Source organism: Pararhizobium polonicum (assembly GCF_001687365.1).
In the GTDB taxonomy this organism is placed as follows: Bacteria; Pseudomonadota; Alphaproteobacteria; order Rhizobiales; family Rhizobiaceae; genus Pararhizobium; species Pararhizobium polonicum.
Window position 1 is genome coordinate 51,548 of record NZ_LGLV01000004.1, and the last position, 26,036, is coordinate 77,583.

The 26,036-nt window shown below is 61.2% G+C and carries 23 protein-coding genes and 1 riboswitch; of the genes, 13 read left to right on the forward strand and 10 right to left on the reverse strand.

Translation table 11 applies throughout. The features are described 5' to 3' along the window. Positions 1-177 precede the first annotated feature (177 nt). Together exoX and ADU59_RS02000 are read left to right on the forward strand one after the other, a co-directional pair. Positions 178-465 carry an exopolysaccharide production repressor ExoX gene (exoX, locus tag ADU59_RS01995; RefSeq protein WP_068951178.1) on the forward strand — a complete coding sequence of 96 codons (288 nt, stop codon included), beginning with the start codon at positions 178-180 and terminating at the stop codon, positions 463-465. Between the two features lie 162 nt (positions 466-627). After that, positions 628-1,641: a glycosyltransferase family 2 protein gene (locus tag ADU59_RS02000; protein WP_068951180.1), complete on the forward strand. Its 1,014-nt coding sequence runs from the start codon at positions 628-630 to the stop codon at positions 1,639-1,641. 33 nt (positions 1,642-1,674) lie between these two features. On the opposite strand, the gene ADU59_RS02005 is transcribed toward ADU59_RS02000, so the two are convergent. Both ADU59_RS02005 and ADU59_RS02010 read right to left on the reverse strand, forming a co-directional pair. After that, positions 1,675-2,625, reverse strand: coding sequence for a polysaccharide pyruvyl transferase family protein (locus ADU59_RS02005; RefSeq protein ID WP_068951182.1), 951 nt, complete (start codon positions 2,623-2,625; stop codon positions 1,675-1,677). Positions 2,626-2,729: 104 nt separating this feature from the next. Beyond that, entirely contained in the window at positions 2,730-3,689 is a 960-nt protein-coding gene (locus ADU59_RS02010) for a glycosyltransferase family 2 protein (protein WP_068951184.1), read from the reverse strand. Between the two features lie 121 nt (positions 3,690-3,810). Between ADU59_RS02010 and ADU59_RS02015 the strand changes: the two genes are divergently transcribed. The 9 genes from ADU59_RS02015 (at position 3,811) to ADU59_RS02055 (ending at position 15,247) form a co-directional block, all read left to right on the forward strand. Continuing rightward, positions 3,811-5,295, forward strand: coding sequence for a lipopolysaccharide biosynthesis protein (locus ADU59_RS02015; RefSeq protein WP_068951187.1), 1,485 nt, complete (start codon positions 3,811-3,813; stop codon positions 5,293-5,295). Positions 5,296-5,699: 404 nt separating this feature from the next. Next, positions 5,700-6,845, forward strand: a complete 1,146-nt coding sequence (locus ADU59_RS02020; RefSeq protein WP_274534640.1) for an acyltransferase family protein — start codon at positions 5,700-5,702, stop codon at positions 6,843-6,845. Continuing rightward, on the forward strand, positions 6,842-7,636 hold the full coding sequence (gene exoK / locus ADU59_RS02025) for an endo-1,3-1,4-beta-glycanase ExoK (RefSeq protein WP_068951189.1): 795 nt from the start codon (positions 6,842-6,844) through the stop codon (positions 7,634-7,636). The genes ADU59_RS02020 and exoK overlap by 4 nt, the downstream gene beginning before the upstream one ends. An 88-nt stretch (positions 7,637-7,724) precedes the next feature. After that, entirely contained in the window at positions 7,725-8,924 is a 1,200-nt protein-coding gene (locus tag ADU59_RS02030) for a glycosyltransferase family protein (protein WP_068951191.1), read from the forward strand. Beyond that, on the forward strand, positions 8,921-9,919 hold the full coding sequence (locus ADU59_RS02035) for a glycosyltransferase family 2 protein (RefSeq protein ID WP_068951193.1): 999 nt from the start codon (positions 8,921-8,923) through the stop codon (positions 9,917-9,919). Before ADU59_RS02030 ends, ADU59_RS02035 begins: the two co-directional genes overlap by 4 nt. Positions 9,920-9,927: 8 nt before the next feature. Next, positions 9,928-10,863 (forward strand): glycosyltransferase family 2 protein, encoded by a 936-nt coding sequence (locus ADU59_RS02040; protein ID WP_068951195.1) that lies wholly within the window; start codon positions 9,928-9,930, stop codon positions 10,861-10,863. Next, on the forward strand, positions 10,863-11,882 hold the full coding sequence (locus tag ADU59_RS02045; RefSeq protein ID WP_068951197.1) for a glycosyltransferase family 2 protein: 1,020 nt from the start codon (positions 10,863-10,865) through the stop codon (positions 11,880-11,882). The genes ADU59_RS02040 and ADU59_RS02045 overlap by 1 nt, the downstream gene beginning before the upstream one ends. Positions 11,883-11,886: 4 nt before the next feature. Then, complete coding sequence (locus tag ADU59_RS02050) at positions 11,887-12,792, forward strand: UTP--glucose-1-phosphate uridylyltransferase (protein ID WP_068951199.1); 906 nt, start codon at positions 11,887-11,889, stop codon at positions 12,790-12,792. Positions 12,793-12,901: 109 nt separating this feature from the next. Next, positions 12,902-15,247, forward strand: a complete 2,346-nt coding sequence (locus ADU59_RS02055; protein ID WP_068951201.1) for a polysaccharide biosynthesis tyrosine autokinase — start codon at positions 12,902-12,904, stop codon at positions 15,245-15,247. Positions 15,248-15,259: 12 nt separating this feature from the next. On the opposite strand, the gene ADU59_RS02060 is transcribed toward ADU59_RS02055, so the two are convergent. Together ADU59_RS02060 and ADU59_RS02065 are read right to left on the reverse strand one after the other, a co-directional pair. Beyond that, positions 15,260-15,484, reverse strand: coding sequence for a hypothetical protein (locus tag ADU59_RS02060; RefSeq protein WP_139093132.1), 225 nt, complete (start codon positions 15,482-15,484; stop codon positions 15,260-15,262). Between the two features lie 155 nt (positions 15,485-15,639). Next, a complete protein-coding gene (locus tag ADU59_RS02065) occupies positions 15,640-17,034 on the reverse strand; it encodes a pyridoxal phosphate-dependent aminotransferase (RefSeq protein WP_083198093.1) in 1,395 nt (464 codons plus the stop codon). Positions 17,035-17,186: 152 nt separating this feature from the next. Between ADU59_RS02065 and ADU59_RS02070 the strand changes: the two genes are divergently transcribed. After that, positions 17,187-17,891, forward strand: a complete 705-nt coding sequence (locus tag ADU59_RS02070) for a GntR family transcriptional regulator (protein ID WP_068951207.1) — start codon at positions 17,187-17,189, stop codon at positions 17,889-17,891. A gap of 16 nt (positions 17,892-17,907) precedes the next feature. Here ADU59_RS02070 and ADU59_RS02075 read toward each other — a convergent pair whose 3' ends face one another. From ADU59_RS02075 to ADU59_RS02100, 6 genes are all read right to left on the reverse strand, one after another. Next, entirely contained in the window at positions 17,908-18,897 is a 990-nt protein-coding gene (locus ADU59_RS02075; protein ID WP_068951209.1) for a beta-ketoacyl-ACP synthase III, read from the reverse strand. Next, positions 18,894-20,159 (reverse strand): adenosylmethionine--8-amino-7-oxononanoate transaminase, encoded by a 1,266-nt coding sequence (locus ADU59_RS02080; RefSeq protein WP_068951211.1) that lies wholly within the window; start codon positions 20,157-20,159, stop codon positions 18,894-18,896. The genes ADU59_RS02075 and ADU59_RS02080 overlap by 4 nt, the downstream gene beginning before the upstream one ends. Then, entirely contained in the window at positions 20,156-20,791 is a 636-nt protein-coding gene (gene bioD / locus ADU59_RS02085) for a dethiobiotin synthase (protein WP_068951213.1), read from the reverse strand. Before bioD ends, ADU59_RS02080 begins: the two co-directional genes overlap by 4 nt. After that, positions 20,788-21,933 carry an 8-amino-7-oxononanoate synthase gene (locus ADU59_RS02090; protein WP_068951215.1) on the reverse strand — a complete coding sequence of 382 codons (1,146 nt, stop codon included), beginning with the start codon at positions 21,931-21,933 and terminating at the stop codon, positions 20,788-20,790. Before ADU59_RS02090 ends, bioD begins: the two co-directional genes overlap by 4 nt. After that, a complete protein-coding gene (gene bioB, locus ADU59_RS02095) occupies positions 21,930-22,880 on the reverse strand; it encodes a biotin synthase BioB (protein WP_244506348.1) in 951 nt (316 codons plus the stop codon). The genes ADU59_RS02090 and bioB overlap by 4 nt, the downstream gene beginning before the upstream one ends. Positions 22,881-23,153: 273 nt before the next feature. After that, the gene (locus ADU59_RS02100) at positions 23,154-23,822 is read right to left on the reverse strand and encodes a GntR family transcriptional regulator (protein WP_068951220.1); all 669 of its coding nucleotides are present in this window, start codon (positions 23,820-23,822) and stop codon (positions 23,154-23,156) included. A gap of 151 nt (positions 23,823-23,973) precedes the next feature. Then, positions 23,974-24,112: riboswitch (TPP riboswitch) on the forward strand. A gap of 88 nt (positions 24,113-24,200) precedes the next feature. On the opposite strand from ADU59_RS02100, the gene thiC reads away from it, so the two are divergent. Continuing rightward, entirely contained in the window at positions 24,201-26,036 is a 1,836-nt protein-coding gene (gene thiC / locus ADU59_RS02105) for a phosphomethylpyrimidine synthase ThiC (protein ID WP_068951222.1), read from the forward strand.

A 26,036-nucleotide genomic window follows, 5' to 3' on the forward strand; every position in this document is an offset into this window, starting at 1 on the left:
AATTTAAATGTGGGCTAAGAATTCATGCGGTAAACGACTTCATCATAATGGAACATTCCCGCTGCAACGCAGGTTGAAACCACAAAGCATGTTCGATATGTTAATAATAGCCTAAGAGGAGAAGGTGGCTTTTTCCATGTTGTCTGCAAATCAAGACATAGCCTTGAGGGCGTTCTGATGTTTGCTCCGCGTGTTTTCATCAGCATGATCGGGGCGCTGGGCGTCTTTGCCGTCGCGACCTTCTTCCTGACTGGCTCGGCCTGGACGACAGCCTGGCAGACACTGGTCTGCGCCGTACTCGTGCAGGCAGGATACTTCATTGCTGTTCTGGTGCTGGTGGCGCGAGAAGGCAGGAGCCGCCGCAGCGTGGCGCAGGGCCAGCCTGTGGTGAGCGCATCGGCCGGTGACGACAAGGAGCCGAAAGCCCTCCATGTCCCGAATAATCCCGGCCACTTCAATTCCTGAACACGCGGCCATGCTGGTCCCGCGCGCCTGATTTTCGCCGATCTGTTTTGCCTTCATCATCGCACCCGGTCGGCGGCAATTCCTCGCATGTGCAATATCGCGCCTTGCCGCCCGTCCAAAGCCGACCTAGGTTCGGCACGACAGCGATAGAGGAATGCGATCATGAGACCGAATGCTGACGTCTGCGTCATCATCGCCGCGAAAAATGCGGCCGAGACGATTGGCCGTGCCATCACATCAGCGCTGCAAGAGCCTGAAACAGCCGAGGTCGTCGTCGTTGACGACGGATCGAGCGACGGCACCGCGGAGGTTTCGCGCCAGGTGGATGACGGCACCGGCCGGCTGACCGTCGTCAGCTTCGAGATCAACAAGGGGCCGGCCGCAGCCCGAAATCACGCCATCTCCATATCGAAGGCACCGGTGCTGGCGATCCTCGATGCCGACGATTTCTTTTTTCCGGGCCGGCTGGGCAATCTCCTGTCGCAGACGGAGTGGGATTTCATCGCCGACAACATCGCCTTCGTCGATGAGCAAAAGGCATCGGCTGCGCATCTTGCCCTTGAAGCCTTTCCGGCCGCGCCGCGCATTCTCGACCTCAGCGAATTCATCGAGGGCAATATCTCCAAGCGCGGCGTCCGGCGCGGGGAGATCGGATTTCTGAAACCGCTGATGCGGCGTGCTTTTCTGGATGCACATCAGCTTCGCTATCAGGAAAGCCTGCGTCTGGGAGAGGATTACGACCTCTATGCCCGCGCGCTGACCAAGGGCGCGCGCTACAAGATCATCCACAGCTGCGGTTATGGCGCCGTCGTTCGCGGCGATTCGCTGAGCAGCAGCCACCGCACGATCGATCTCAAGCGGCTTTACGAAGCCGACCGGGCCATTCTGACGCAGACGGACCTTGCGCCCCAGGCAAGAGCGCTGATCGCCCGGCATGAGCGCCATATTCGCGGACGCTACGAGCTTCGGGAATTCCTCGACGTCAAGAATCAATCCGGCGCAAAGGCCGCCTTGTTGCATGCGCTTGGCAGGCCCACCGCGATCCCCGCGATCGCCTGCGGGATCTTCTCCGACAAGACAGAGCGCTTTCGCCGTCAGTCGGGTGCGGCACCGGTGGCTCTGGGTGGATCGGGAGGCTTGCGTTATCTCCTGCAGCCGCCGTCGCCTGCCGTGTGAGACAGTTGACGGACGGCAAGGATTGATAGAGACCTAGAAATAGTCGCGCCGCACCCCGGCGATAACCTCGAGAAAGCGCTCTTTCCGTTCGGCCAGAACGTGATCGGCGCTCAGCTGCGGGGCAGCTCGCGCCGCCTGCCAGAGAGACAGGGTCGAGGGTGCCGCCAGCAGCTGCTTGGCGGCGACCCGCAATGAGGTCTGTTTGGGCGCACGCGCGGCAACCATCACGCTTTCGTCGATCTGCCGCTTGTTCGGATCTTCCAGAGCCGGCTGGTGCGCATCAAAATCGACACCCCAGAAACGGGCGCCCTTGATGATGGCTTCCGCCCGGCTCGAGACAGGAACATGGCGCGGACGATAGGTGACGCCGACGGTCTGGGCCCAATCGTTCCACTTGAAGCTGTTGATGCTGCTGGAGGTGGTCACCGCCACCCACGGCACGCGGAAAGCGTCCGCCAGGATCGCACCATGCATCGATTCCGCGACGATCATCTCCGACTGGGCGATCTCGCGAATGACATCCTTGGCGTCGCCCCGCGGATCGATGTAATGCAGGCCGACCGTTTGGCAGATCACCGGCCACATGCCGGCAATGGCCGATTCCCAATGGGGAACGAAGCTCTTCTTGTGCTTCTTCGGCAGGCCCTTGAACTCGGGCATTTCGGCGACCATCACGGCCGGATCGATGATGCCGAGCTTGGGATCGACACCGACCTTCTGCGCCGTCAACGGGCCGCGAACGCAGCGGACATCCCATTCCTGGCTGTCGCGCATATCCGGCAGAGAACCGTAGCCGAAGCCGCTGCCGAGCACCAGCTTGTGCCGTCCCTCCGGCAAAAGCGCACGGTTGAGCACCGTACCGACCCCGACAAGAAGCGTGTCCGGGCGAACGTCTCTAAATCCCGGAATGAGAAAATCCCATAGCCACAGATTGAGATCGTCGCCGAAGTTTCCGTGCTCGGATTCCCAGTAGTAAGGGTCCATGACCGTCTCCTGTATGCGTTGCGCAAGGAACTGCAAGGCCGTGACATGCAATGGCAATCACGGGCGTCAATGGGTGCAGCAAAAAAATGCTGCACCTGCGAAGGCTAGCGTGATAGTTTGCCGACCGCAAGCTGGAGCGCACTCTGCAACAGCTTGGGATCGCGCCAGATCCATCGGGCAAGCAGATTGAACTGCGGCATTTTCCGCCGTTTGATCAGCCGGGCCTGGCTCCACAGAGCCTGCCGCCGGGCGGTATGCTTGTAGGAATGGATCGAGGCGATTTCCGCCGGCTTGCGTGAAAAGCGCCCTTCCAGGGTGTCGAGGGCAACCCAGGTGTTGAACTGCTGCGACAGAAACTGCGGAGAATCGCTATCGATGCTGTGGAAGATATTGACGCCCTCGCCGCGCACCGCGCCCGGCTCGTTGCACAGGATGATGCGGCCGGCCGCAATGGCGCAATCGCAGAAGAAAAGCACGTCCTCCGCCGCCAGCCGAAGCTCGGCCTCGAAACGCACGGTCTCGAACAGCTTGCGTCCGATCACCATGCAGGACAGGTGCAGGAAGCTCCAGTTGCGCAGCATGACCTGCGAGAATTCCGGCACTTCCAGCACCAGCGGCTTTTCGGAAAGCCGCGTGACCTTCTCGGTTTTTTCCAGCTCGGCCATGTCGAAATGATAGTAGAAGGCATCGCCGCCGGTGATCGATGCCCAATAGCAATCGGCCCCGAAGCGGGTCATCGTCTCCTGCGCGTGCTGCAGGTGATCGCTCGTCCACAGATCGTCGGAATCGAGAAAGGCGACAAAATCGGTTGTCGCCGGAACATTGTTGAGACCGGTGTTGCGCGCGCCGCCGGGACCGGCATTGGGTTGCTTGATGACATTGATGCGCGCCCGCTGCTCTTGCGGCAGACGGTCAAGATCGCCTTCGATCGGAAAAGGAGATTGATCATCGACGATGATGATATCGAAACTCTGATAGGTCTGCGCGAAGACGGACTCCAAGGCCCGCTGCAGAATTCCAGCCTGTTTCTGATAGTACGGAATAATAACTGTAAACTTCGCCATCTTTTCGCCCCTGCGGTTTTCCTAGAAGGTGCTTCCTGGTTCCTCCCATCAGGTTGCGGCTGCGTGTCTAGCGCTTCTCCTCTGTCCTTGATCCTCCCCATCGCCACACAGGATTTACGCCATGCCCCCTACAGTTAACGTCAAATCCGTCACGAGCAATGTCGGTTGGAGCATTTTATCCAAGACAAGTACATTCGGGCTTAAATTTGTCACGGTGCCAATTCTGGCCCGCATCCTCACGCCGGAGGAGTTCGGCGCCGTCGCCGTGGCGCTCACCGTGGTGCAGTTTCTCGCCATGATCGGCGGGGCGGGCTTGACCTCGGCCCTGGTTATCCAGCGCGAGGAGGAGATGGAAACGGTTCATTCCGTCTTCTGGGCAAATCTGGCGATTTCCTGCCTCATGGCCCTTGGACTTTTCATCTGGGCGGACTTTTTCGCCACGCTTCTGGGCGCGCCGGAAGCGGCTTACCTCTTGAAGATCATGAGCTTTCTCATTCCGCTCCAGCTCGGCGGCGACGTTGCCTATTCGCTGCTCGCCCGGCGTATGAACTTCAGCAAGGACGCCGTCTGGAGCATGATTTCCGAATCGCTCGGCGCCATCGTCGCCGTCGTTCTGGCGATTTTCGGATGGGGCGTCTGGGCCCTGATGGCACAGCTCTTCGTCTCCGCGCTGGTGCGGCTCTGCGGCCTTTATGCCGTTTCGCATTATATGCCCCGCTTCGTCTTCCACCCCAGGCGCGTTCTGGGCCTGAGCCGTTTCAGCCTGGGCATGATGGGTTCGGAAGTCGCCAACTTCATCACCTTCCAGTCGCCGATGGTGATCATCTCACGCTATCTCGGCCTTGCCGATGCCGGCGCCTATTCGGCCGCCAACCGGTTTGCCAGCATTCCCAACCAGGTCGTTCTGTCCGCCGTCATGGGTGTGCTGTTTCCGGCTTTCAGCGGTATGATGGACGACAAGGAGCGCCGTTCGCAGGCGCTGATGTTCAGCACGCAGGTGACCACGGTGCTTCTGGCGCCGATGATGTTCGGCCTGTGGGCGCTCGCCGAACCGTCCATGCGCGTTCTCTTCGGGCCACAATGGGCCTATGCCTGGCCGGTGCTGGGGCTGCTCGCGCTGTCCAAGGGCATCCTGACGCCTTGCAGCACCTTCATTCCCTATCTCAAGGGCGTGGGGCACGGCCGGGCGCTGTTCTGGTCTGCCATCATTCGCGCGGTCGCCACCTCAGCCGCGGTCGCCTATGGCGCAAGCAGCGGCAGGCTGATCGATGCGATGATCTGGCTGTGCATCGTCAATGCCGTGACGCTGGTGGGTTATTCCTGGGCGGTCTTCAAGGCGGACGGGACGCCGTTCTTCAAGGGTCTCTATGTCAGCAGCCGGCCCATGCTGGTGGCACTGGCGATGGCGCTCGCCGTTCGGTACCTGCTCGATACGTTCGGCTCCCTCATGCCAAATCCGGTCCTGCAGATCCTCGCCGGCGCTGCCATTGGCGGGATACTCTATGCGGTGCTGGTGGTTCTGTCGGAAAGGCCGCTGCTGACGAAAATCTACCAGCTCGTCAAAAACAGGCGCGGCGGCACCAAAGCCGAAACCACGTCTGCGTGAACCACAAAAGAGCATATCCGCACGGTTGCGCAGACGCCTTATTTCGGCACAGGCTTATACATACCGGCACAGACGCATAAACCATGAGGTGCAAATCAGCACATTTCCAACATTAATTTTCACCCGTGAAAAACCGCCACCGGCGGGCTTCCATTGGAATATTCGGATATGCTGCAACGCCCTGCCGTCATGCAATTTTCCGTGTTTTACCGTAAAATCGAACGCGAAAGCCAAGCGCCGGTTCGCCTCCATGTTTGCGTGCAATGCAGCATGACGGCGATTTTTTCTGCTGCAGCGCCATATTTTTCGAGATGAACTGCCCTATCTTCGAGATGCAGGTTCAAGTCTGCTCTGGTTGAAACGGTCGCTTCGGGGAGGGAGCGACCCAAACAGGGGATGTCGCCTTGGTTATCGACGCGAATATTTCATCGCGGATCAATCTGATGCGCATCGTGCTCATCTCGGGGATTGTTTTCGTACACGTTCCTCATGACCCACAGACCAGCCCGTTTCTCGGCAACAACGGCTTCATCGACTGGATACGCGTTTTTCTGGGCGATAGTCTTTTCCGCGTCGGCGTACCCTGCCTGAGCGCGATTTCAGGTTACCTCATGTTTCGCCGGGGAATCGATGCCTTCGATTACGGCAAGACGCTCCGCTCGAAGGCACGCACCGTTCTGCTGCCGTTCCTGATCTGGAACCTCTCTTTCCTGTTGCTCGTTGTCATCGCCCAAAGAAGCGGCATGGGCTTCGGATACCTTCCCGACGCAATCCATGCGACGCCGCGCGAGTTGGCGACGCTGGCATTCGCGGTCGAATCCCTGCCGATCAACGTTCCGCTCTACTTCCTGCGCGATCTGCTGCTGTGCATCCTGCTGGCGCCGATCCTGGCCGCCCTGATCCGCCGCTATCCGCTGACAACGCTGACGGTGTTCTTCGTCTATGCGGTGTTCCCGATCCACAACGGTCTTTTCCTGAAAAAATCGATCCTGTTCGGCTTCAGCTGCGGCATCTATGCGAGCCTTCACCGGATCAACATCCGGGCGCTCGATCCGCATGCCGAGAAGATTGCCGTCCTGTCTCTGGCCGTGGCCGCCCTGCTGGCGACAGCGCTGTATTGGACAGGCCCTGAATACCCGGTCTGGATCGAAATGCTACGCGGCCTGGCAGCGATTTGCGGCATTGTCGGCTCCTGGACAATCTCCGCAATCCTCATTCGCTCTCAGCTTGGGCGCCAGCTTTCCAAATCGGAAGGTCTCAGTTTCTGGATCTTCTGCGCCCATTATCCGCTGCTCATCGCGTTCTGGATGATCTGGAACCGGGCGGCAAATCCCGGGCTCTATCCGCTGTTCTATTTCTCGGCACCGATCCTCGCCCTTCTCATTCTCGTCGTCTCGGACAATCTCGCCAAGCGCCTGACACCGTGGCTGCATGCCATTTTGACCGGCAGCCGCGCAGGCGGTTCTGCGCTCAGGCGCTCGATGGACATTGAGGCAGGCCAGAAGGGTTGGTCCGATCCCCGTTCCCCAAAGGAAGAGGTGACACGATGACACGATCGATCGCAAAAACGCTCGCCGCACTGGCGGTTTTCTCCGCCGCTCTTTCCCCCTCCGCCTTCGCGCAGGAGACGAATCAGAAGACGAGCACAGGCACGTCCTTCGTCGAGAATTTCGACAGGATCGATAACGCGATCTGGTACATCTCGGACGGCTGGGACAATGGCGCCCATCAGAACTGCACCTGGTCGAAAAAACAGATTTCCGTCGAAAACGGTGTGCTCGAACTGACCTTCGAGCAGCGCAAGACCGGCAAGCGTGACTATGCCTGCGGCGAGATCCAGACCCGCAAGCGCTTCGGTTACGGCACCTACGAGGCGCGCATCAAGACGGCCGAAGGCTCCGGGCTCAACTCCGCCTTCTTCACCTATATCGGCCCGACCGACAAGAAACCGCATGACGAGATCGACTTCGAGGTGCTGGGCAAGGATTCCGGCAAGGTCCAGGTCAACCAGTACATTTCCGCCAAGGGCGGCAACGAGAAACTGGTCGATGTCGCAGGCGGCGCGAATGCCGGCTTCAACGACTATGCCTTTGTCTGGGAACAGGGACGGCTGCGCTACTACGTCAACGGCAAGCTGGTGCAGGACGTGACCGATCCTGCGAAAATTCCCGTCAACGATCAGAAAATCTTCTTCAGCCTCTGGGGAACCGACACCTTGAGCGACTGGATGGGCAAGTTTCACTATCGGGGGCCGGCAAAGATGCAGATCGACCGCGTTGCCTTTACCGCGCCCGGCGAAAAATGCCTGTTTCCGGAATCGATCACCTGCACGCTCAACTGACGCATTTCGCAGTCGCAACATGAATGTTGCGGCGCACAAAAAACTGAACTAAGCTTGGCATGGGCTAAGCGGAAAACGGGAAGTTTTCATGCTGGATGTATTGTACCTGGCACATGATGTGGCGGACCCGGCGATCAGGCGCAGGACCCTGACGCTCGAAGCGGGTGGTGCCAATGTGACGGTGGCGGGCTTCCGGCGCGGTGCAGACACAGTTGCCGAAAACGGCCTCATCGAACTCGGCGTCACCAGAGACGGACGGTTCGGCCAGCGGATCGCCGCTGTCGCCAAGGCGGTGATGCTCCTGCGTCATAAACTTCGCGGTGCCCGGAAACCCGGCATCATCATCGCCCGCAATCTCGAAATGCTCGCCCTTGCCAACAGGGCAAATGCGATTTTCGGTGGCGATGTTCCGATCGTCTACGAATGCCTGGATATTCACCGCCTCCTGCTGCGCAAGGATCTTGCCGGCCGGGGCCTTCGTGCCGCCGAACACTATCTGGGACGCAATGTCAGCCTGCTGGTCACCAGCTCGCCGGCTTTCATCGAGAACTATTTCCGGCCGGTCTCACGGTTGAAAGCGCCGGTGCTGCTTCTGGAAAACCAGGTGATCGATCTGACGGACGGCGCGGCACTGCAAACCGCCCGGCCCCGTCCGCCGCAACCCGGTGAGCCCTGGAAGATCGGCTGGTTCGGCGCCTTGCGATGCAGCAAGTCGCTGAAGCTGCTGGCCGCATTCACCCGCGCGATGGACGGGAAATTCGAAATCGTGCTGCGCGGACGCCCCGCCTATTCGGAATTCGACGACTTTGACGGCTTCGTTGCAAACGAGCCGTTCATGCATTTTCACGGGGCCTACAAGAACCCCGAAGACCTTGCCCGGATCTATGACGAGGTGCAATTTTCCTGGGGCATCGACTTCTTCGAGGAAGGTCTGAATTCCAGCTGGCTGCTGCCGAACCGGCTTTACGAGGGATGCCGCTACAACGCCGTTCCAATCGCCATGCGGGGAACGGAAACGGCGCGCTTTATCAGCGCCAAGCACATCGGCCTCGTGCTCGACCGTGCCGACAGCGCAGCGCTTGCCACACTCTTTGCCGGCATGACGCCGGAACGCTACCTCGCGGAGTTCGGCAAGGTCGCTGCAACGGGATCGCAAAGCTGGGTCTTCGACCGGGCCGATTGCCAGCGGCTGGTCAACCGGCTCGCGGCGCTGCGCGCCAACGAAGCCCCTACCGCATCGATGCAAGAGCTTTCTCAAACACACAGCAACAAGGGTGGACTGCTATGACAGCCGATGATCTGACGCATGGCCGCAGCCTGATCGTTATTCCCTGCCTCAACGAGGCCAAATTTATCGAAGCCCTGATCGGCAAGCTTGCCGGCGCCATGCGGGATCTCGACGCCGATCTCGTCGTGGTCGACGGGGGAAGCACCGACGGCACGCGCGACATCGTCCAGCGGATCGCCGGCGTCAATCCGAAGGTTCGGCTGCTCGACAATCCGAAGAAAATCCAGAGCGCTGCTGTCAACCTCGCGGTCGACAAGCTCGGCGCGGACTACACCTATATGATCCGCATCGACGCGCATGGCGAATATCCGGCGGATTATTGCCAGCGCCTGATGGAAGACGCGATTGCGACCGGCGCCGATTCAGTCGTCGTCGCCATGCAGACCGTTGGCTTCAGCACCTTCCAGAAGGCCACGGCCTACGCGCAGAACTCCAAGCTCGGCAATGGCGGTTCGAAACACCGCACCGGTGCTGTCGGCCACTGGGCCGATCATGGCCACCACGCGCTGATGCGGATTTCCGCCTTCCAGGCGATCGGCGGCTATGACGAAATGTTCAGCCACAATGAGGATGCCGAATTCGATTACCGCCTCAACAAGGCCGGCTACCGGATCTGGATGACCGACAAGACGAGCATGATCTATTATCCGCGCAGCACAGCGGGCACGCTTTTCCGCCAGTATTTCGGTTATGGCCGCGGCCGGGCAAAGAATTTCATGAAACACCGCGCCATGCCGAGCATCCGGCAGATGCTGCCGCTGGCCGTCGCACCGGTCGCCATCGGTGCCTTGCTGGCGATCATCAATTGGGCCGCCGTCATTCCCTTTGGCCTGTGGGCCGTCGCCTGCCTTGGTTATGGCGTGTGGATGGCACTCGGCGAAAAGAATCCTTACGGGCCGCTCGCCGCCGTGTCCGCCATGGTGATGCATTTCGCCTGGTCGGCCGGTTTCTGGCGCGAACTTCTCGATTTCCGCAATCGCCGGGTCGCCTCATGAGGACAGACATGCACGGAAAAGAACATCACATCCGCATCGATATCGGCGTGTGCACCTATCGGCGGCCCGAGCTGGAGCAGACGCTGTGCTCGCTCGCAGTGATGGCTGTTCCCGAGGGGGCGCAAATCCGTATCATCGTGGCTGACAACGATGATACGCCAAGTGCCGGGGGACGGGTGGATGCTTTGCGCACCCTGGTGCCGCACGAGATCGTCTATGTCCATTGCCCGTCTTCCAATATTTCGATCGCCCGCAATGCCTGCCTCGACAATGCCACGGGCGATTTCCTGGCGTTCATCGACGACGACGAGACGGCCAGCGAAGACTGGATCGTCCGGCTGATCGAAACGGCGGAAGCGACGAACGCGGATGTGGTGCTCGGCCCGGTCCAGGCCGTCTACGGCAAGGACGCGCCACGCTGGATGCGCCGGGGAGATTTTCACTCGACATTCCCGGTCTGGGTCGGCGACCGGATCATCACCGGTTACACCTGCAATGCACTTCTGCGCCTCGCTGCGCCGTCGCTTGCCGGACGGCGCTTCAACCTGGCGCTCGGCCGCAGCGGCGGAGAGGATACAGAATTCTTCACGCATATGCACCGGATGGGCGGCAGAATAGCCTACGCTCCGGCCGCCTGGGTGCAGGAACCTGTGCCAGCCAAGCGCGCCGCCTTTTCATGGCTGGCCAAACGGAAATTTCGCTTCGGCCAGACCCATGGCCACCTGCTCGACGCGGGGGCTGGCCTCATGGGGAAAGTCCGCCAGCTGGCGCTTGCTTCCGCCAAGAGCGGTTTCTGTGCGCTGGCCAGCGTCCTCTTCCTTTTCTCTCCCGTTCGCCGCAACCAGTATGTCCTGCGGTCCTCGATGCATGCCGGCGTCGTCGTCGGGCTTCTGGGCGTGCGGGAAATCGAGCAGTACGGCGCAGCCGAGGCAAGGTCGTCCTGATGGAGCTGCATCCCCCCCAGGCAACATTCATCGTCGCCGCGTTCAAGGCGCAGGACACGATCGAGCGGGCTATCGACAGCGCGCTGGCGCAGACCGGCGTCAGCGTCGAGATTATCGTCATCGACGATTGCTCGCCGGATGATACCGCCGAGATCGTCGACGCCTATACCGATCCGCGCGTCCGGCTGATTCGGCTGGAAAAGAACCGCGGGCCTGGCGGCGCGCGCAACGCAGGCCTTGCCGCCGCGCGTGGAGACTGGATCGTCATCCTCGATTCCGACGATGCGGTTTTCCCCGATCGCACCGCGCGAATGATCGCCCGGGCCAGGCAGGCAGGCGCGCAGATCGTCGTCGATAATGTCGACGTCATCTCGCTGAACGGCGAAACGAAGCGGATGTTCGAGGACGCGTCCCTGGCGGCTTTGAAAACGCTGACACTCCCGGCTTTCATCGGGTCGAACGTGCTGTTTCAGTCCGAACACAATTACGGCTACATGAAGCCGGTCTTCGAGCGCCGCTTTCTCGAAGAGCACAGCCTTCGTTTCGACGAGACCTTGCCGATCGGCGAGGATTACATGCTGCTGGCATCGGCCCTTGCAAAAGGTGGCCGCTGCGCCGTCGAGCCCAGTGCCGGTTACACCTATTACATAAGAACCGGCTCCATCTCGCGGGTGCTGAAGCTGCATCAGGTGGATGCGATGCTGGCCGCCGATGCCGAGTTTCTGAGAAATCACCGGCTGGACGCGGCATCGATGGCCGCCCAGAGCCGGCGTCACCGCAGCATCGAGGACGCACGATCCTTCATCATCCTGGTCGATCAGATCAAGGCACGATCCCTTTCCGGCGCGGTCAGGACCGCGTGGAGAAATCCGGCGGCAATTCGTCATCTGCGGATGCCCATTGCCGTCAGACTGCGGCGCCTGATGGCGCCGTTCACGGCAATTCGCCCTTTCGGCACCCCGCCGAAAACGATGAATAGAACCACCCCGGGCAACAGTCCGCACAAAAGCAAAGGATAGTTCTATGGCTCCTATCAGACCCGTTCGCAAAGCCGTTATTCCCGTTGCCGGCAACGGCACGCGGTTTCTGCCCGCCACCAAAGTGATGCCGAAGGAAATGCTGACCATCGTCGACCGGCCCGTCGTGCAATATGCCGTCGAGGAAGCGATGCAGGCCGGCATCGAGCACATCGTCTTCGTGACCGGCCGCAACAAGCAGGCGATCGAGGATCACTTTGACGATGTGCCGGAGCTGATTTCGTCGCTGACGCGATCGGGCAAGGATGCCCAGCTTTCCGAGCTGGCGCGCATGCTTCCGACAGCCGGCTCCGTCAGTTTCACACGCCAGCAGGCGCCGCTCGGTCTTGGCCATGCGGTCTGGTGCGCCCGCGATCTGATCGGCGACGAGCCGTTCGCCCTGCTTCTGCCCGATATGATTTCCTATGGTGCGCGTGGCTGCATGGCCGGCCTGATGGATCTCTACAATGATGTCGGTGGCAATGTCGTCGCGGTCGAGCAATGCGCCCTTGAGGACACCTCGAAATACGGCATCGTCGGCATGGGCGAGAAAACCCGGCACGGGTTCGAAGTCACCCAGATGGTGGAAAAGCCACCCGTCGCCGAGGCACCGTCCACCTATTACCTGAATGGCCGCTACATCCTGCAGCCGGAGATCTTCTCGATCCTTGCGCATCAGCAGCGCGGCGCCGGCAACGAGATCCAGCTGACCGACGGCATGCTGCGCCTTTCGGCTGAGCAATCGTTCCACGCCCATCCTTACGAAGGCCGGACCTTCGATTGCGGCTCCAAGCAGGGCTTCATCGAAGCCAATGTCGCCTTTGCACTGGCGCGCGCGGACATCGGAAACCTCGTCTTCGAATCCGTCCGCGAGATGGTTCTGTCACACGAACAGGCCATACGGGCGGCCTGAAAATGATGTTTTTTCGACGGTTTGGCACTGTCGAGAAATCCGGTCTCACCCCTGACGTGTTTTGGGGTGAGACACGACCACAGACATACACCCGGAGACCGAACGGCCCATGAATCAAAGACCTCTTCCGTTGAACACTGTCCCGTCGCTGCGAAGCGATGAGTCCGACTCGTTCATCGATCTCAACCGGTTGACCGCGATTGCGCTGCGCCGTTCGAGGGTCGTGGCTGCCAGCGTCATCGCGTGCTTCCTTCTAGGGTCCATCTACCTGCTGTTTGCGACGCCGCTCTATACGTCGGAGACGCAGATCCTGCTGGATGACAACCTGTCGAAATATGCGGAGGAGACCCCCTCGCCCCAAAGCGCCCAGCAGGCCGACACGCAAATTGCCAGCGCCGTCGAGATTCTGAAATCGGGCGAACTGGCGTTGCACGTCACCGATGCGGAAAAGCTCGGCGACAACGAAACCGTTCTCAACCCGCCGCAATCTCTGATGTCGAAGGTGAAATCGGCGATCCGATCGGCCGTCGGCCTCTTCGTCAGCCGGCCTGAAATTTCCGAAGAGGCCATGCGAAACGGCAGGCGGGAGACGGCGGCCGCCTATATCCAGCAGGGACTGACCGTGGAACGGGTGTCCAGAAGCTCGGTCGTCTCGCTGTCCTACAAATCGACCGATCCGCGTCTCGCCGCCACCATCACCCGCGCCTATGCCAATGCCTATCTGACCGACCAGCTGAACGCCAATTTCGACGCCACCGAGCGCGCTTCCGTCTGGCTGCAGGAGCGGTTGACCGACCTGCGCCAACGCGCGCAGGCTGCCTCGCTGGAAGCGGAAAAGTTCAAGGCGGACAACGGCCTGACCTCGACCCGGGGTGAGCTGATGTCCGAGCAGCAACTGTCCGATCTCAACAGCCAGCTGATCGTCGCGCAGGCAGACAGCGCCAGCGCATCTGCCCGCTACAACCAGTTCAAGTCGATCCTCGACCAGGGTGCCGAAAACGCCGTGAACAATGCGACGATTTCGTCGAACCAGACCGACAATTCCGTCATCCAGGATTTGCGGACCCGTTATCTGGCGGTGAGCAAACGCGAGCAGGTCATCACCCAGAACTTCTCCGCCGATCACCCGCAGGCGGTGGCTCTCAGGGCTGAGAAATCGGAACTGGCCGGCCAGATCTTCCGTGAACTGCAACAGATTACCGCCAATTACCGCAATGAATTCGAAGTGGCGAAATCGCGCGAAGCATCGCTGCGCCAGAGCATCGAAGGCGTCGTCGGCAGCAATTCGCAGGCCAACCGGTCGCTGGTCGACCTGCGTGAGCTGGAGCAAAGGGCAACGGCGCTGAAGACGCTCTACGAATCCTATCTCGGCCGCTACGAGGAGGCAGCCCAGCAACGGTCTTTCCCGATCGCAAAAGCGCGGATCATCTCGGAGGCCGGCGTTCCCATCTCGCCATCCAGCCCCAAGAAGACGATGGTTCTGGCCCTTTCCATCGTGCTCGGCTTCATGCTGGGCGCCGTCATCGCCGGCCTTCAGGAATTTCGCGAGCGCTTTTTCCGCCTGGAAGAGGACGTTCGCTCCGTTCTTGGCCACAAGTCGCTCGGCTATCTGCCGCTGATCGGGAAAAAGACCGATACCCTGTGGCATAAGACACGCGGACGCTTTGCCAAGGCAGAACCGGAGCAAGCCGATATCGAGGCCGATGCCGACATTCCCCTGACACGCATGACCCGGATTGCCGTCGATGCGCCGCGGTCGGCCTTTGCCGAAACGCTGCGCAATGCCAAGCTCGCCAGCGACGTCATCCTGCAAGGCCGCCCCAACCGCGTCATCGGTGTCGTCTCGGCGCTACCGGGCGAAGGGAAATCGACCATTGCCGCGAACTTCGCCGGGCTGCTTGCGGCCAGTGGCAAGCGCACGCTCCTGATCGACGCCGATCTCAGGAACCCGGCGATCAGCAAGATGATTTCTCCTGCACCGAAGACAGGACTGGTGGAAGCTGTTCTCGGGGAAGAGGAATGGACCACGGCGCTGAGGGTCGATCCGCAGACCCGGCTTGCCATCCTGCCGATCGCGCCACGCGAACACCTCTACCATACCAACGAACTGCTCGCCTCCCAGGGCATGGAAACCCTTATCGCCAATGCGCGCAAGACCTTCGACTATGTCATCGTCGATCTCGCGCCGCTGGCTCCGGTCATCGACGCCAAGGCATTTTCGCCCTTCGCCGACGGGTTCCTGATGGTCATCGAATGGGGCAAGACACCGTCCCGTCTCGTCCGGGACGTGCTGCAATCCGATCCGCAATTCAACGCCAAGATTCTCGGCGTCATGCTCAACAAGACGGATATGGACGAGCTTGGGAAATACAGCGATTTCGGCGCTGCGGAAAAATACCGGAGGAGCTATGAGAGCTACTATATCGAGCAGCCCTTGAAGCCGGCGGCCCGTTGAGGCCCCGGAGCGTCAGCGCATGCCTGGCTGACGCTCCGCATCAAGACCGAACACCATCACCAGCGCCATCAGAAAGACCACCGCGGCAATCGCGAAAACACAGACGGCAAAGACAATCAGATACTCGATCAGACAGGGCAAAAACAGCAGAGCCCGGATGATTGCAGGCTGCGACCACGCCCAGCCGCCCATGCCGTTCCTCATATAATTGTCGAAACGATGCATGACACTGGGCATGGGTGACCGCTCTGCCAACTCTCTCAATCTTTAGTAAAAATTTACCAAAAACCACGGGCGCGCGCAACCAAACCCAACCTTGAAATTCGCCGGGGATACACGCCGGCGAGTCCTGAAAGGCATAAGGCACCCGGCTGACCGGGTGCCTCGAAGTCTCATTCCGCGGCGCTGAGAATTTGGCCTGCCTGCTGCCGTGCCCGGATCTTTGCGATAATCGTCTTTCCCCGCTCGGTGCCTGCCCGTTCAAAGAAGCCGATGACGGCATCGGCATAGAGCCCCGCGCGGGCTTCCTCGATCGCTTTCGGCAAGGCTTCGCGGAAGCGCTCGAAACAGGCGATATCAGGGTGGGAATAGTTGAGCCGGAGATAGTCGGCCGCTTTCACATCTCCCAGACCATCGCCCGGAATGGCGGCGATCTTTTCCTTCAGCAGCCCGACCGTCACTTCCTGCGCGGTCACGCCCGCGCCGGAGACATCGATCATCATGCAGAACCCGTAAGCCGGGCTGACGGGAATGGAGACGCCCTGCGTCCGTTCCACCGTCTCCTGGATATGGGCGTAGTTGCGCCGGATCGTTTCGGTGCTTGCAGCGACATAGGCCGTGTCCTGCATGGCGGTGAGAGCGGCATATTGGCCGGGATAGTTGATGTGGATCTTGGTGATCTCCATCTTCGTCAGGAACGCGCCACGCAACAGCGCCGGATGCGCCGCCATGAAACCCACGCGGATCGCCGGCATGCCATAGCCCTTCGACATGCCGCTGACCGAGACGACGTGATCCATCGGGGTTTCCTGCGAATGCAGCGAAGCCATCGGGATCTGCTGAACGGACGGGTCGGTCTGATGGGTGTTGTGCGTGACGTTGTTGAAGACGACAATGTTGTTGCGGCGGGCGATCGCGGCGATGGCCAGCAGTTCTTCCCGTGTCTGCACGGTGCCGAAGGGGTTGATCGGGTCGCAGACCACGATCATCTTGGTGCGTGGCGTGATGGCCGCCTCGACCTGCGACGGAACAAGCTTATAGCCATTGGCCTCGTTGAGCTCGATCGGCACGATGCGGGCGCCGCAGGCCTCGGCCGCCGGCACGAAATGGAAATAGCCGGGATCGGTGACGATCACCTCATCGCCCTCATCGAGAAAAGTCAGATAGGTATAACCGATGCCGCCCTGCGCACCCTCGACACCCATGACCTCGAAATCGGGCCCGAGTGCCCGGCCAAATTTTTTGCGCGCTACCAGTTCCTTCAGTTCGGGCAGGCAATCCGGCGGATAGATCGCCAGTTTCTCCGGCGTCGATGCATCGCGAAAGGCCTGAAGCGCGGCATCCGACGGGCCGATATGGTTGGCCATATAGCCCATATCGAAATAACCGGCACCGGTGACGTTGTAGACACCGCCGGGCGCGACGTCGTTCCAGTCGAGGCCGAGAATATCGATGGCGGTCTTGAAGGTGAAGTAGTTCCCCATGCCCTGTGGATGGTGAAGCAAGGTCTTTGCCCGCTTGGACAGCAGCCGCTCCTGCATTTCGACGATCGCAGATTTTTCCATCATTCATATCCCTCTGGTTGGCTTGCTGCCGCTGGTTTTTATGGCCGCTATTCTGTCGGCAGAACTGTCGACAATACAGAATACATTCATGCCGACAACCTTTGCGCCTGTCAACCGCGCATGCTATGACCGCCTGAAATCGATCGAGAGGCACAATGGAAAAACACGGGAAGCAGCCGGGACAAGCGTCGGGCGACAACACTGTCGAACGCGCCTACGCCTATCTCAGGGACCGGACGATCAGTTTCGGTTTCCGCCCGGGCGAGCGGATGAACGAAGTCGAGCTGGCGGCCATCCTCGGCATGAGCCGCGCGCCGGTTCGCGAAGCCCTGAACCGGCTGATCGTTGACGGTTTGGTGGCTTTCGAACCGAGGCGTGGATTTTTTTGCCGGAAGCTCAGCGTCACGGAAATCACCGAGCTTTTCGGCGTCCGGGCTGATCTCGAACTCTCCGCCGTGCGTCAGGCCTGTGCCGTCGCTTCGCAATCCGACATCGAAATCCAGCAGGCGCGGTGGACAGGTGTTGAAACCCAGCAACCCGGGATGACGATCCACGCTTTGGTCGAGGCGGACGAGGCCTTTCATCTCGATATTGCGGCCCTGGCCGGAAATGCCGAACGTTTGAAATATCTGAGAAATATCAATGCGCGAATCCGTTTCGTGCGGCGCATCAATCTGGAAGATCCTGCACGCCGCTCGGCCTCGCTTGGAGAGCATTCCCTCATCCTCGATGCCCTTTCCAGGCGCGATGCGGAGGGAGCGGTGGCCCTGATGCAGCACCATCTCAGCTTCAGTTCCGAGGAGGTGAAGTCCCGCATTCACGAGGGCCTTGCACGGATTTATGCAGAGGAAGTCGCATAAGCCATCGCGCTCCCGCCTACATCCCGATCACGCAGGCGCCTCCCGTCAGCCCCGCCCCCGCCGCGGTCAGCAGCAATTTCTCGCCCGAGGCGAAGGGCGCGGCCTGATGGGCGAGCGACAGGGACAGCGGGATCGTTGCGGCGGATGAGTTTCCGTAGTTCGTAATGGTGCGCACCGTCCTTTCGGGATCGATACCGAGATTGCCGCAAACCGCATCGAAGATGCGCGCATTGGCCTGATGGGGAACGAACCGGCTGACATCCCTTGCACCAAGTCCTGCGTGTGCGATCGCCCGGTTGGCGCAGAGGCTCATCATCCTGACCGCCTGCGTGAACATTTCCCGGCCGTCGCGCATCGTCATCAGGCATTCGTCCGGTGTCACATCGGCTGCAAACGGCCGGTTGCTGCCGCCGGCGGGGATCGAGATCAGATCGTAGCGGCTGCCGTCGGAGGCGAGATCGACACCGAGAAGTCCCGTTTCCGGATCTTGTGACGGCATCAGAACGACGGCGCCCGCCGCATCGGCAAACAGCACGGCGCTTGCCCGCTCCGCCGGATTGATACGGCGGCTGAGAATATTGGCCGCGACCACCAGCACCGGCCGACCTTGGGCACGAACGAAGCCGTCGGCCAGCGTCAGCGCATAGAGAAAGCCGGAGCAGGCGCCTGCGAGATCAATGGCACCGGAGTTCGCCAGCCCGAGACGATGGGCAAGCAGGGGAGCCGAAGGCGGCAGCAGATGATCGGGCGTCGACGTGGCGAGAAGCGTCAACGCTACATCGTCCCGGGCGATACCGGAATTTTCAATGGCCGCCTGCCCGGCCTTTGCCGCAAGACCGGATAACGTGTCGCCCGGCTCGGCCCAATGCCGTGCACGGATGCCGGTCCGGCGCTCGATCCAGCCTAGCTCGAGGCCAAGCCTCTCCTCGATCTCGGCATTTTCGACACGCCGGATCGGAACGGCGTGGCCGAAACCGGCAAGGCAGGACGAACGCGCGCTCCTCACAACCGGCCCGCCGCAAAATAGGCCGCCGCCTCGTCGATCGCGTCATAGGCCCGGCCGAGTTCGGCGGCAGTGACGCAGTAGGGCGGCATCAGGTAAATGACGTTGCCAAGCGGACGGATCAGCAGTTTTCGTTCGCGAAAGAATGCCCTGAGCTTTGGACCGACATCCGAAAGGTAGCCGCTTGCCGGGACGATGAGATCGAGGGCCGTGATCGTTCCGATCTGGCGGGCATTGCCGAAGCGCGGATCGGATGTGAAGCGAGACAGCCCCTCCTGCTGTAACCCTTGAAGCGCGCGGATGCGCTCGCCGACCGGCTCGTTTTCCCAAACCGTCAGATTGGCAACCCCTGCCGCGCAGGCGATCGGGTTGGCGGTATAGGAACTGGAATGGAAGAATGTCCGGCGGCGATCCGTCGACAGGTGCGCATCGAAAATCTCGGCCGTGCAAAGGGTGGCCGCAAGCGGAAGGGCGCCGCCGGTCAAACCCTTGGAGGTGCAGAGAATGTCAGGTGTCACACCGGCCTGTTCGCAAGCGAACACGCTGCCAGTCCGGCCCCAGCCGGTCATCACTTCGTCGATGATCATCAGGGTACCATGCCGTTCGGCGATCCGCTTCAATTCGCTGAGGACGGACGCCGGATAGGTCCGCATGCCGCCCGCTCCGAGAATGAGCGGTTCAATCAGAAGTGCTGCCACCTGGCCGGTCGCGCAGAAGCGCTCGAAGGCGTCGAGCGTGTCCTGCTCATGGCCAGGATCCGGAAACGGCAGGCGATCGACACCAAAGAGCAGCGGTTCGTAGGCCGCATTGAAGACACCGCGCTCCCCGGCCGACATCGTGCCGATCGTATCGCCATGATACCCATGCTCCATGACGCAGACGCGGCGGCGCGGCGCGCCGGAATTGTGGAAGAACCCGAGCGCCATTTTCAGCGCGACCTCGACGCAGGTCGATCCGCTGTCGGAATAGAACACATGGTCGAGGCCGGCGGGCGCGATCTTCACCAGACCCCGCGCCAGTTCCTCGGCGGGTTCATGGGTATATTCGGCGAAAATGATCTGGTCGTAATTCTCGCATGCCGCCTGGATGGCGCTCACGATCACCGGATGCCGGTGGCCATGGGTGGTCACCCACCAGGAGGAGATGGCATCGAGGATACGCGCACCGTCCTCATCGACCAGGCAGGCGCCATCCGTGTGCACGATCCGTTTCATCGCCGGTTCGAGCGCATGCTGGGTGAAGGGGTGCCAGACGGGTGACGTCATGCGATCATCTCATGAAACGGGGAAAGCGGAAAACTGTCGTGAAAGGCCAGCCGCAACAGGTCCGGTGTCAGCGGGTCAAGCCGTGGCAGGCGGCCGAGTATCCGCACATGCCCCATTGCCGCGATGATCCGTTGCGTTTCGGCCGCCTCGTCGCCGATGAAGGCGACGCCGAAAACCGGGATGGAGCGGCGGCGCAGCGCTTCCAGCGACAACAGCGTGTGGTTGATCGTGCCGAGCCCGGTGCGGGCGCAAAGGATGACCGGGATTTGCCAGCGCGCGAAGACATCGGCAAACACCTCCGTTTTCGTCAACGGCACCAGCAGGCCGCCGGCACCCTCGATGATGAGCGGAGCATTCGTGACGGGCGGTACCAGCATGTCCGGCACGATCGTGACGTGGTCGATGCGGGCCGCGAGATGGGGCGATGCCGGTGTCTTCAACCGATAGGCTTCCGGCAGGATACGCTCCGGCGGCAGACCGCTCAGCCGGCTGACAATCTGGCTGTCCGTTTCCTCATCGAGCCCTGCCTGCACCGGCTTCCAGTAATAGCCGGAAAGCGCACCGGCGAGCGCCGCCGAAAACACCGTCTTGCCGATGCCGGTATCCGTGCCGGTGATGACGAAACGCATCATGGCGCGTTCTCCGCCATGATCGCCGCAAGCCGGGTAAACATGCATGCAATCATGGCCCTGTCGACATTCAACGTGATGGCGATCCGGAGCCTTGCCGTGCCTTCAGGAACGGTCGGCGGGCGGATGGCGCGGATGTCGAAGCCTTCGCCCCGCATGCGCGCGGCTATCCGAACGGCCCGGCCGTTATCGCCGATCAGTACCGGCAGGATCTGCGATCCGCTGCCCTTCATGCCAAGTCTGGCTGTCAGTTCGGTATTGGCGAAAGCCTTCAATTCGTCGAAGTCCGTGCGGCGCTGCGGCTCATCCGTCAGCATTCGCAGCGCTTCGCGCACGGCGGCGGCCATCAGCGGCGATGGCGCGGTGGAATAAATGAAACCCCGCGCCCGGTTGACGAGATAATCGCAAAGCACAGCACTTGCGCCGAGCAGCGCACCGGAAACGCCGAGGGCTTTGCCGCAGGTGTGCAGCACGATGACATTTTCCCGGTTTTCCAGATCGGCGGCAAAACCGCGCCCGCCGGGGCCGAAGACGCCGGTGGCATGCGCCTCATCGATCACCAGAAAGCCGTCGTGCCGTTCGGCAAGGGCTGCCAGTTCTGCGAGCGGGGCGCGATCACCGTCCATGGAGTAGAGGCTTTCGACCGCAATCCACGGGTGGCCGGTGCCACCATTGCGCCGCCAGTCGATGATGGCGTCTTCGAAAGCCCCGACATCGTTGTGCGCCACCGCCACGGCCTGTGCCCGGCTCGCCTGGATTCCCTCATGCGCGCTGGCATGGACCAGGGCATCGTGGACGATGAGATCGCCGCGCTGCGGCAGGGTCGAGAACAGAGCCGCATTGGCGGCATAACCACTGCCGAAATAAAGAACCCGCTCGGCGCCGAAAAATGCGGCGGCCTCTTCTTCCAGTACCTCGTGCTCCGCGTGATTGCCGCGCAGCAGGCGCGAGCCGCCGGCACCGACGGGCACGCCGCGCTGAACGGCAGCGGTGATAGCCGCCTTCAACCGTGTGGAACCGGCGAACGCCAGATAGTCGTTAGAGCTGAAATCGGCGCCGTCCTGCGCGATCAGAACCCGTCGCCGTCCCTTGCGGTCCAATCCCGCCAGCGTCGTTTCATAGCGAGCAAGGCCTGCGGGTGTCATTCCGCCTGCTCCAACTCCACCGGCTTCAAACCAAGGCGGCGGAAGAGCGCTGCATCGTGATCTTCTCCCGGATTGTCGGCCGTCAGCAGCGTATCGCCGGCAAAGATCGAGTTGGCGCCGGCGAAGAAACAGAGCGCCTGCATTTCGTCGCTCATCTGCGTCCGCCCGGCCGACAGGCGCACATGCGAACGCGGCATCAGGATGCGGGCGAGCGCGATGGTCCTAACGAATTCGACCGGATCGACCGGCTCCGCATTGGCAAGTCGCGAGCCGGGGATCGGGATCAGCATGTTGACCGGAACGCTTTCGGGCGGCGCCGGCAGATTGGCAAGCGTCACCAGCATGGAGATGCGATCCTCCGCCGTCTCGCCCATGCCGAGAATGCCGCCGGCGCAGACCTTCATGCCCGCCTCGCGCACGTTGGCCAGCGTGTCCAGCCGGTCAGCGAAGGTGCGGGTGGTGATGATCTGCGGATAGAATTCCTCAGACGTATCGATGTTGTGGTTGTAGTAGTCGAGGCCGGCATCGGCCAATGCTTCCGCCTGACCCGGCGACAACATGCCGAGCGTCATGCAGGTCTCCATGCCCAGCGCCTTGACGCTGCCGACCATGGCAACCAGCGTTTCCATGTCGCGCTCCTTGGGGCTGCGCCAGGCAGCACCCATGCAATAGCGGGTCGCACCCTCGGCCTTGGCCTTGCGTGCCTCGGCGACGACCTTTTCGACCATCATCAGCTTCGATGCCTTGAGACCGGTCGGGGCATGCGCCGACTGGCTGCAATAACCGCAATCCTCGGCGCAGCCCCCCGTCTTGATCGACAGCAGCCGGCTGATCTGCACCGCGTTGGGATCGAAATTTTCCCGGTGAACTGTTTGCGCCCGGAACAGCAGATCGTTGAATGAAGAATTATAGATAATTTTCGCATCAGCGAGAGTCACATGCCCCATAAAAGCTGCACGATGCGCTTTTGCATGCTCTTCGGCGGTGATTTTCTGCAGCATTTCCGACCTTCCCTCTCCCGTCGCCGTTACCGGCAAAAGAAATATAGATAAGACTCAATATTATCTATAATTTCTTACAGCGCACTCCGGCGCAACCGCCTTAGCGTTGAGGCCTTCGAAATCATTCAATCCTGAGAGGAATTCCATCACCATGGCGCGACCCAGCATTCGCAAATGCCAAGCGGACAAACGGCAAAAACAGAAGCTGAGCGCCGGATATCAGCCGACGATGGCGAAGGCGTCGCGTGTTGTGCCGGACGCATTGCGGACCGGCTTTTGTCCGATCCACTGGACGTGACGCTCCAGAACAGCAGCGGCATTTTCGACATTGCCCTGACGCAGGAAGGTCAGGATCGCACGATGATCGTGATCGGTGCGCACTTCCCATTCCGATCGCCAGCTGGCGAACAGGAAACGGGCGCTGGCGGCGTGCAGGTCGCCAATCGCAGCCAGCAGGCGCGGCATGCCGCAAGGCGTGACGATCAGGGTGTGAAAGCGCCGGTTGGCCTCTTCCCACGAGCGGACGTCGACTGAATTGTCGCCGGCGACGGTCGCCTCCTCGGCCAGGTCGAGGATCGATGGTGTGAGATGCGGCGCTGCGTGCCGAAGCGCCAGCACTTCCAGCGCCGCGCGCATCTGCGCGACCTCGCGAACCTCCTCGAGATTGAAGGAAGCCACCCGCACGCCGCGGCGCGGCTCGCTGACCGCAAGCCCCTGCGCCTCCAGCCGGCGGAAGGCTTCGCGCACAGGCACATGGCTCGTGCCGAATTCTTCCGCGATATGGTCCTGCCGCAGCTTCGTGCCCGGATCAAGTTGTCCGGTCACGATCCTGTCGGCAAGGATGCGGCTGATGCGGCTGGCAATCGTGTCTTCGCTCGTCGAGGTCATTTTTTATAGATAATTTGCTACCGCAGCGCTGTCGAGGCCGCGTTTGTAATCATTGGACATCTTCACAGCCTGCGGGCCCGAAGCAAAGGCCGGCTGAAGGTGTCGCGCTGAACGGCTCTTGACGCTCCGTCCAAAACTGTGCCTAGATTGGCGCATTCACCAGGGGGGTCCCGACAAGGGGCTGAGATTCTGCTGGGGTGAAAAGCGGCCATGCCGCCTTCATTCAGCGCAGTGACCCGTTGAACCTGATCCAGTTCATACTGGCGTAGGGACGGTGCAAGCGCTGTAGCGACTCGGATTCCGCACGCGGATTCGCGTCAGCGTCTTTTCATCATTCCGGCTCTGATGACTGGGTCTCCAACCTTTGGAGCCTCAACCATGACTATTGCCGCAAAGAACATTACTCCCACAGTCACCACCGGCCCGCTGCCGGCCTCCCGCAAGGTGCATATCCCGGGAGACCTGCACCCGGATATCCGTGTGCCCATGCGCGAGATTTCCGTGCATCCGACATCGGGCGAACCACCTGTCACCGTCTACGATCCCTCCGGCCCCTATACGGATCCGGCGCATCTCGTCTCGATCGATGCCGGCCTGCCCCGCCAGCGCCAGGCCTGGGTCACCGCCCGCGATGACGTCGAGGCCTATGACGGCCGGCACGTCAAACCCGAAGACAATGGGTTTGCCACCGGCGAGCGGCTGACGCCGGAATTTCCGATCCGCAACCGGCCGCTGAAGGCCAAGGACGGCAAGGCCGTCACCCAGCTTGCCTATGCCCGCGCCGGGATCATCACGCCGGAGATGGAATATATCGCCATCCGCGAAAACCTCGGCCGCAAGGTCCCGAAAGGCGCGTTGGTGCGCGACGGCGAAAGCTTCGGCGCCAGCATTCCGGACCACGTGACGCCGGAGTTCGTCCGCCAGGAAATCGCCCGCGGACGGGCTGTCATCCCAGCCAATATCAACCATCCGGAATCCGAACCGATGATCATCGGCCGGAATTTCCTGGTGAAGATCAACGCCAATATCGGCAACTCCGCCGTCACCTCCTCGATGGCCGAAGAGGTCGAGAAAATGGTCTGGGCGACGCGCTGGGGCGCCGATACCGTCATGGACCTGTCGACCGGCCGCAACATCCACAATATCCGCGAATGGATCATCCGCAATTCGCCGGTGCCGATCGGCACCGTACCGCTCTACCAGGCACTGGAGAAGGTCAACGGCATTGCCGAGGACCTGACCTGGGAGGTCTACCGCGATACGCTGATCGAGCAGGCCGAACAGGGCGTCGACTATTTCACCATCCATGCCGGCGTCCGGCTCTCCTACATTCCGCTCACCGTCAACCGTGTCACCGGCATCGTCTCGCGCGGCGGCTCGATCATGGCCAAGTGGTGTCTTCATCACCACAAGGAAAGCTTTCTCTACGAGCATTTCGACGAAATCTGCGACATTGCCCGCGCCTATGACGTCACGTTCTCGCTCGGCGACGGCTTGCGTCCCGGCTCGATCGCCGATGCCAATGACGCCGCGCAATTTGCCGAACTCGAAACGCTCGGCGAACTCACCCAGATCGCCTGGGCGAAGGATTGCCAGGTGATGATCGAAGGCCCCGGCCATGTGCCGATGCACAAGATCAAGGAAAACATGGACAAGCAGCTGGAGGTCTGTGGCGAGGCGCCGTTCTATACGCTGGGGCCGCTGACCACCGATATCGCCCCCGGCTACGACCACATCACCTCGGGCATCGGGGCTGCGATGATCGGCTGGTTCGGCACGGCGATGCTCTGCTACGTCACGCCGAAGGAGCATCTGGGCCTGCCCGATCGCAACGACGTCAAGGTCGGCGTGATCACCTACAAGATCGCCGCCCATGCCGCCGATCTTGCCAAGGGGCATCCCGCCGCCCAACTTCGCGATGACGCGCTGTCACGGGCCCGTTTCGAGTTCCGCTGGGAAGACCAGTTCAACCTGTCGCTCGATCCGGAAACGGCACGCTCCTTCCATGACGAGACCCTGCCGAAGGAAGCCCACAAGGTGGCGCATTTCTGCTCGATGTGCGGGCCGAAATTCTGCTCGATGAAGATCTCGCACGACATCCGGGCCGAAGCGCAGAAGGAAGGCCTTGAGGCGATGGCCGCGAAATTCCAGGCGGGCGGCGATCTCTATATGCCGCTCCCCAAAACCGGACCCGTTCCACCCGCGGGAGAGTGA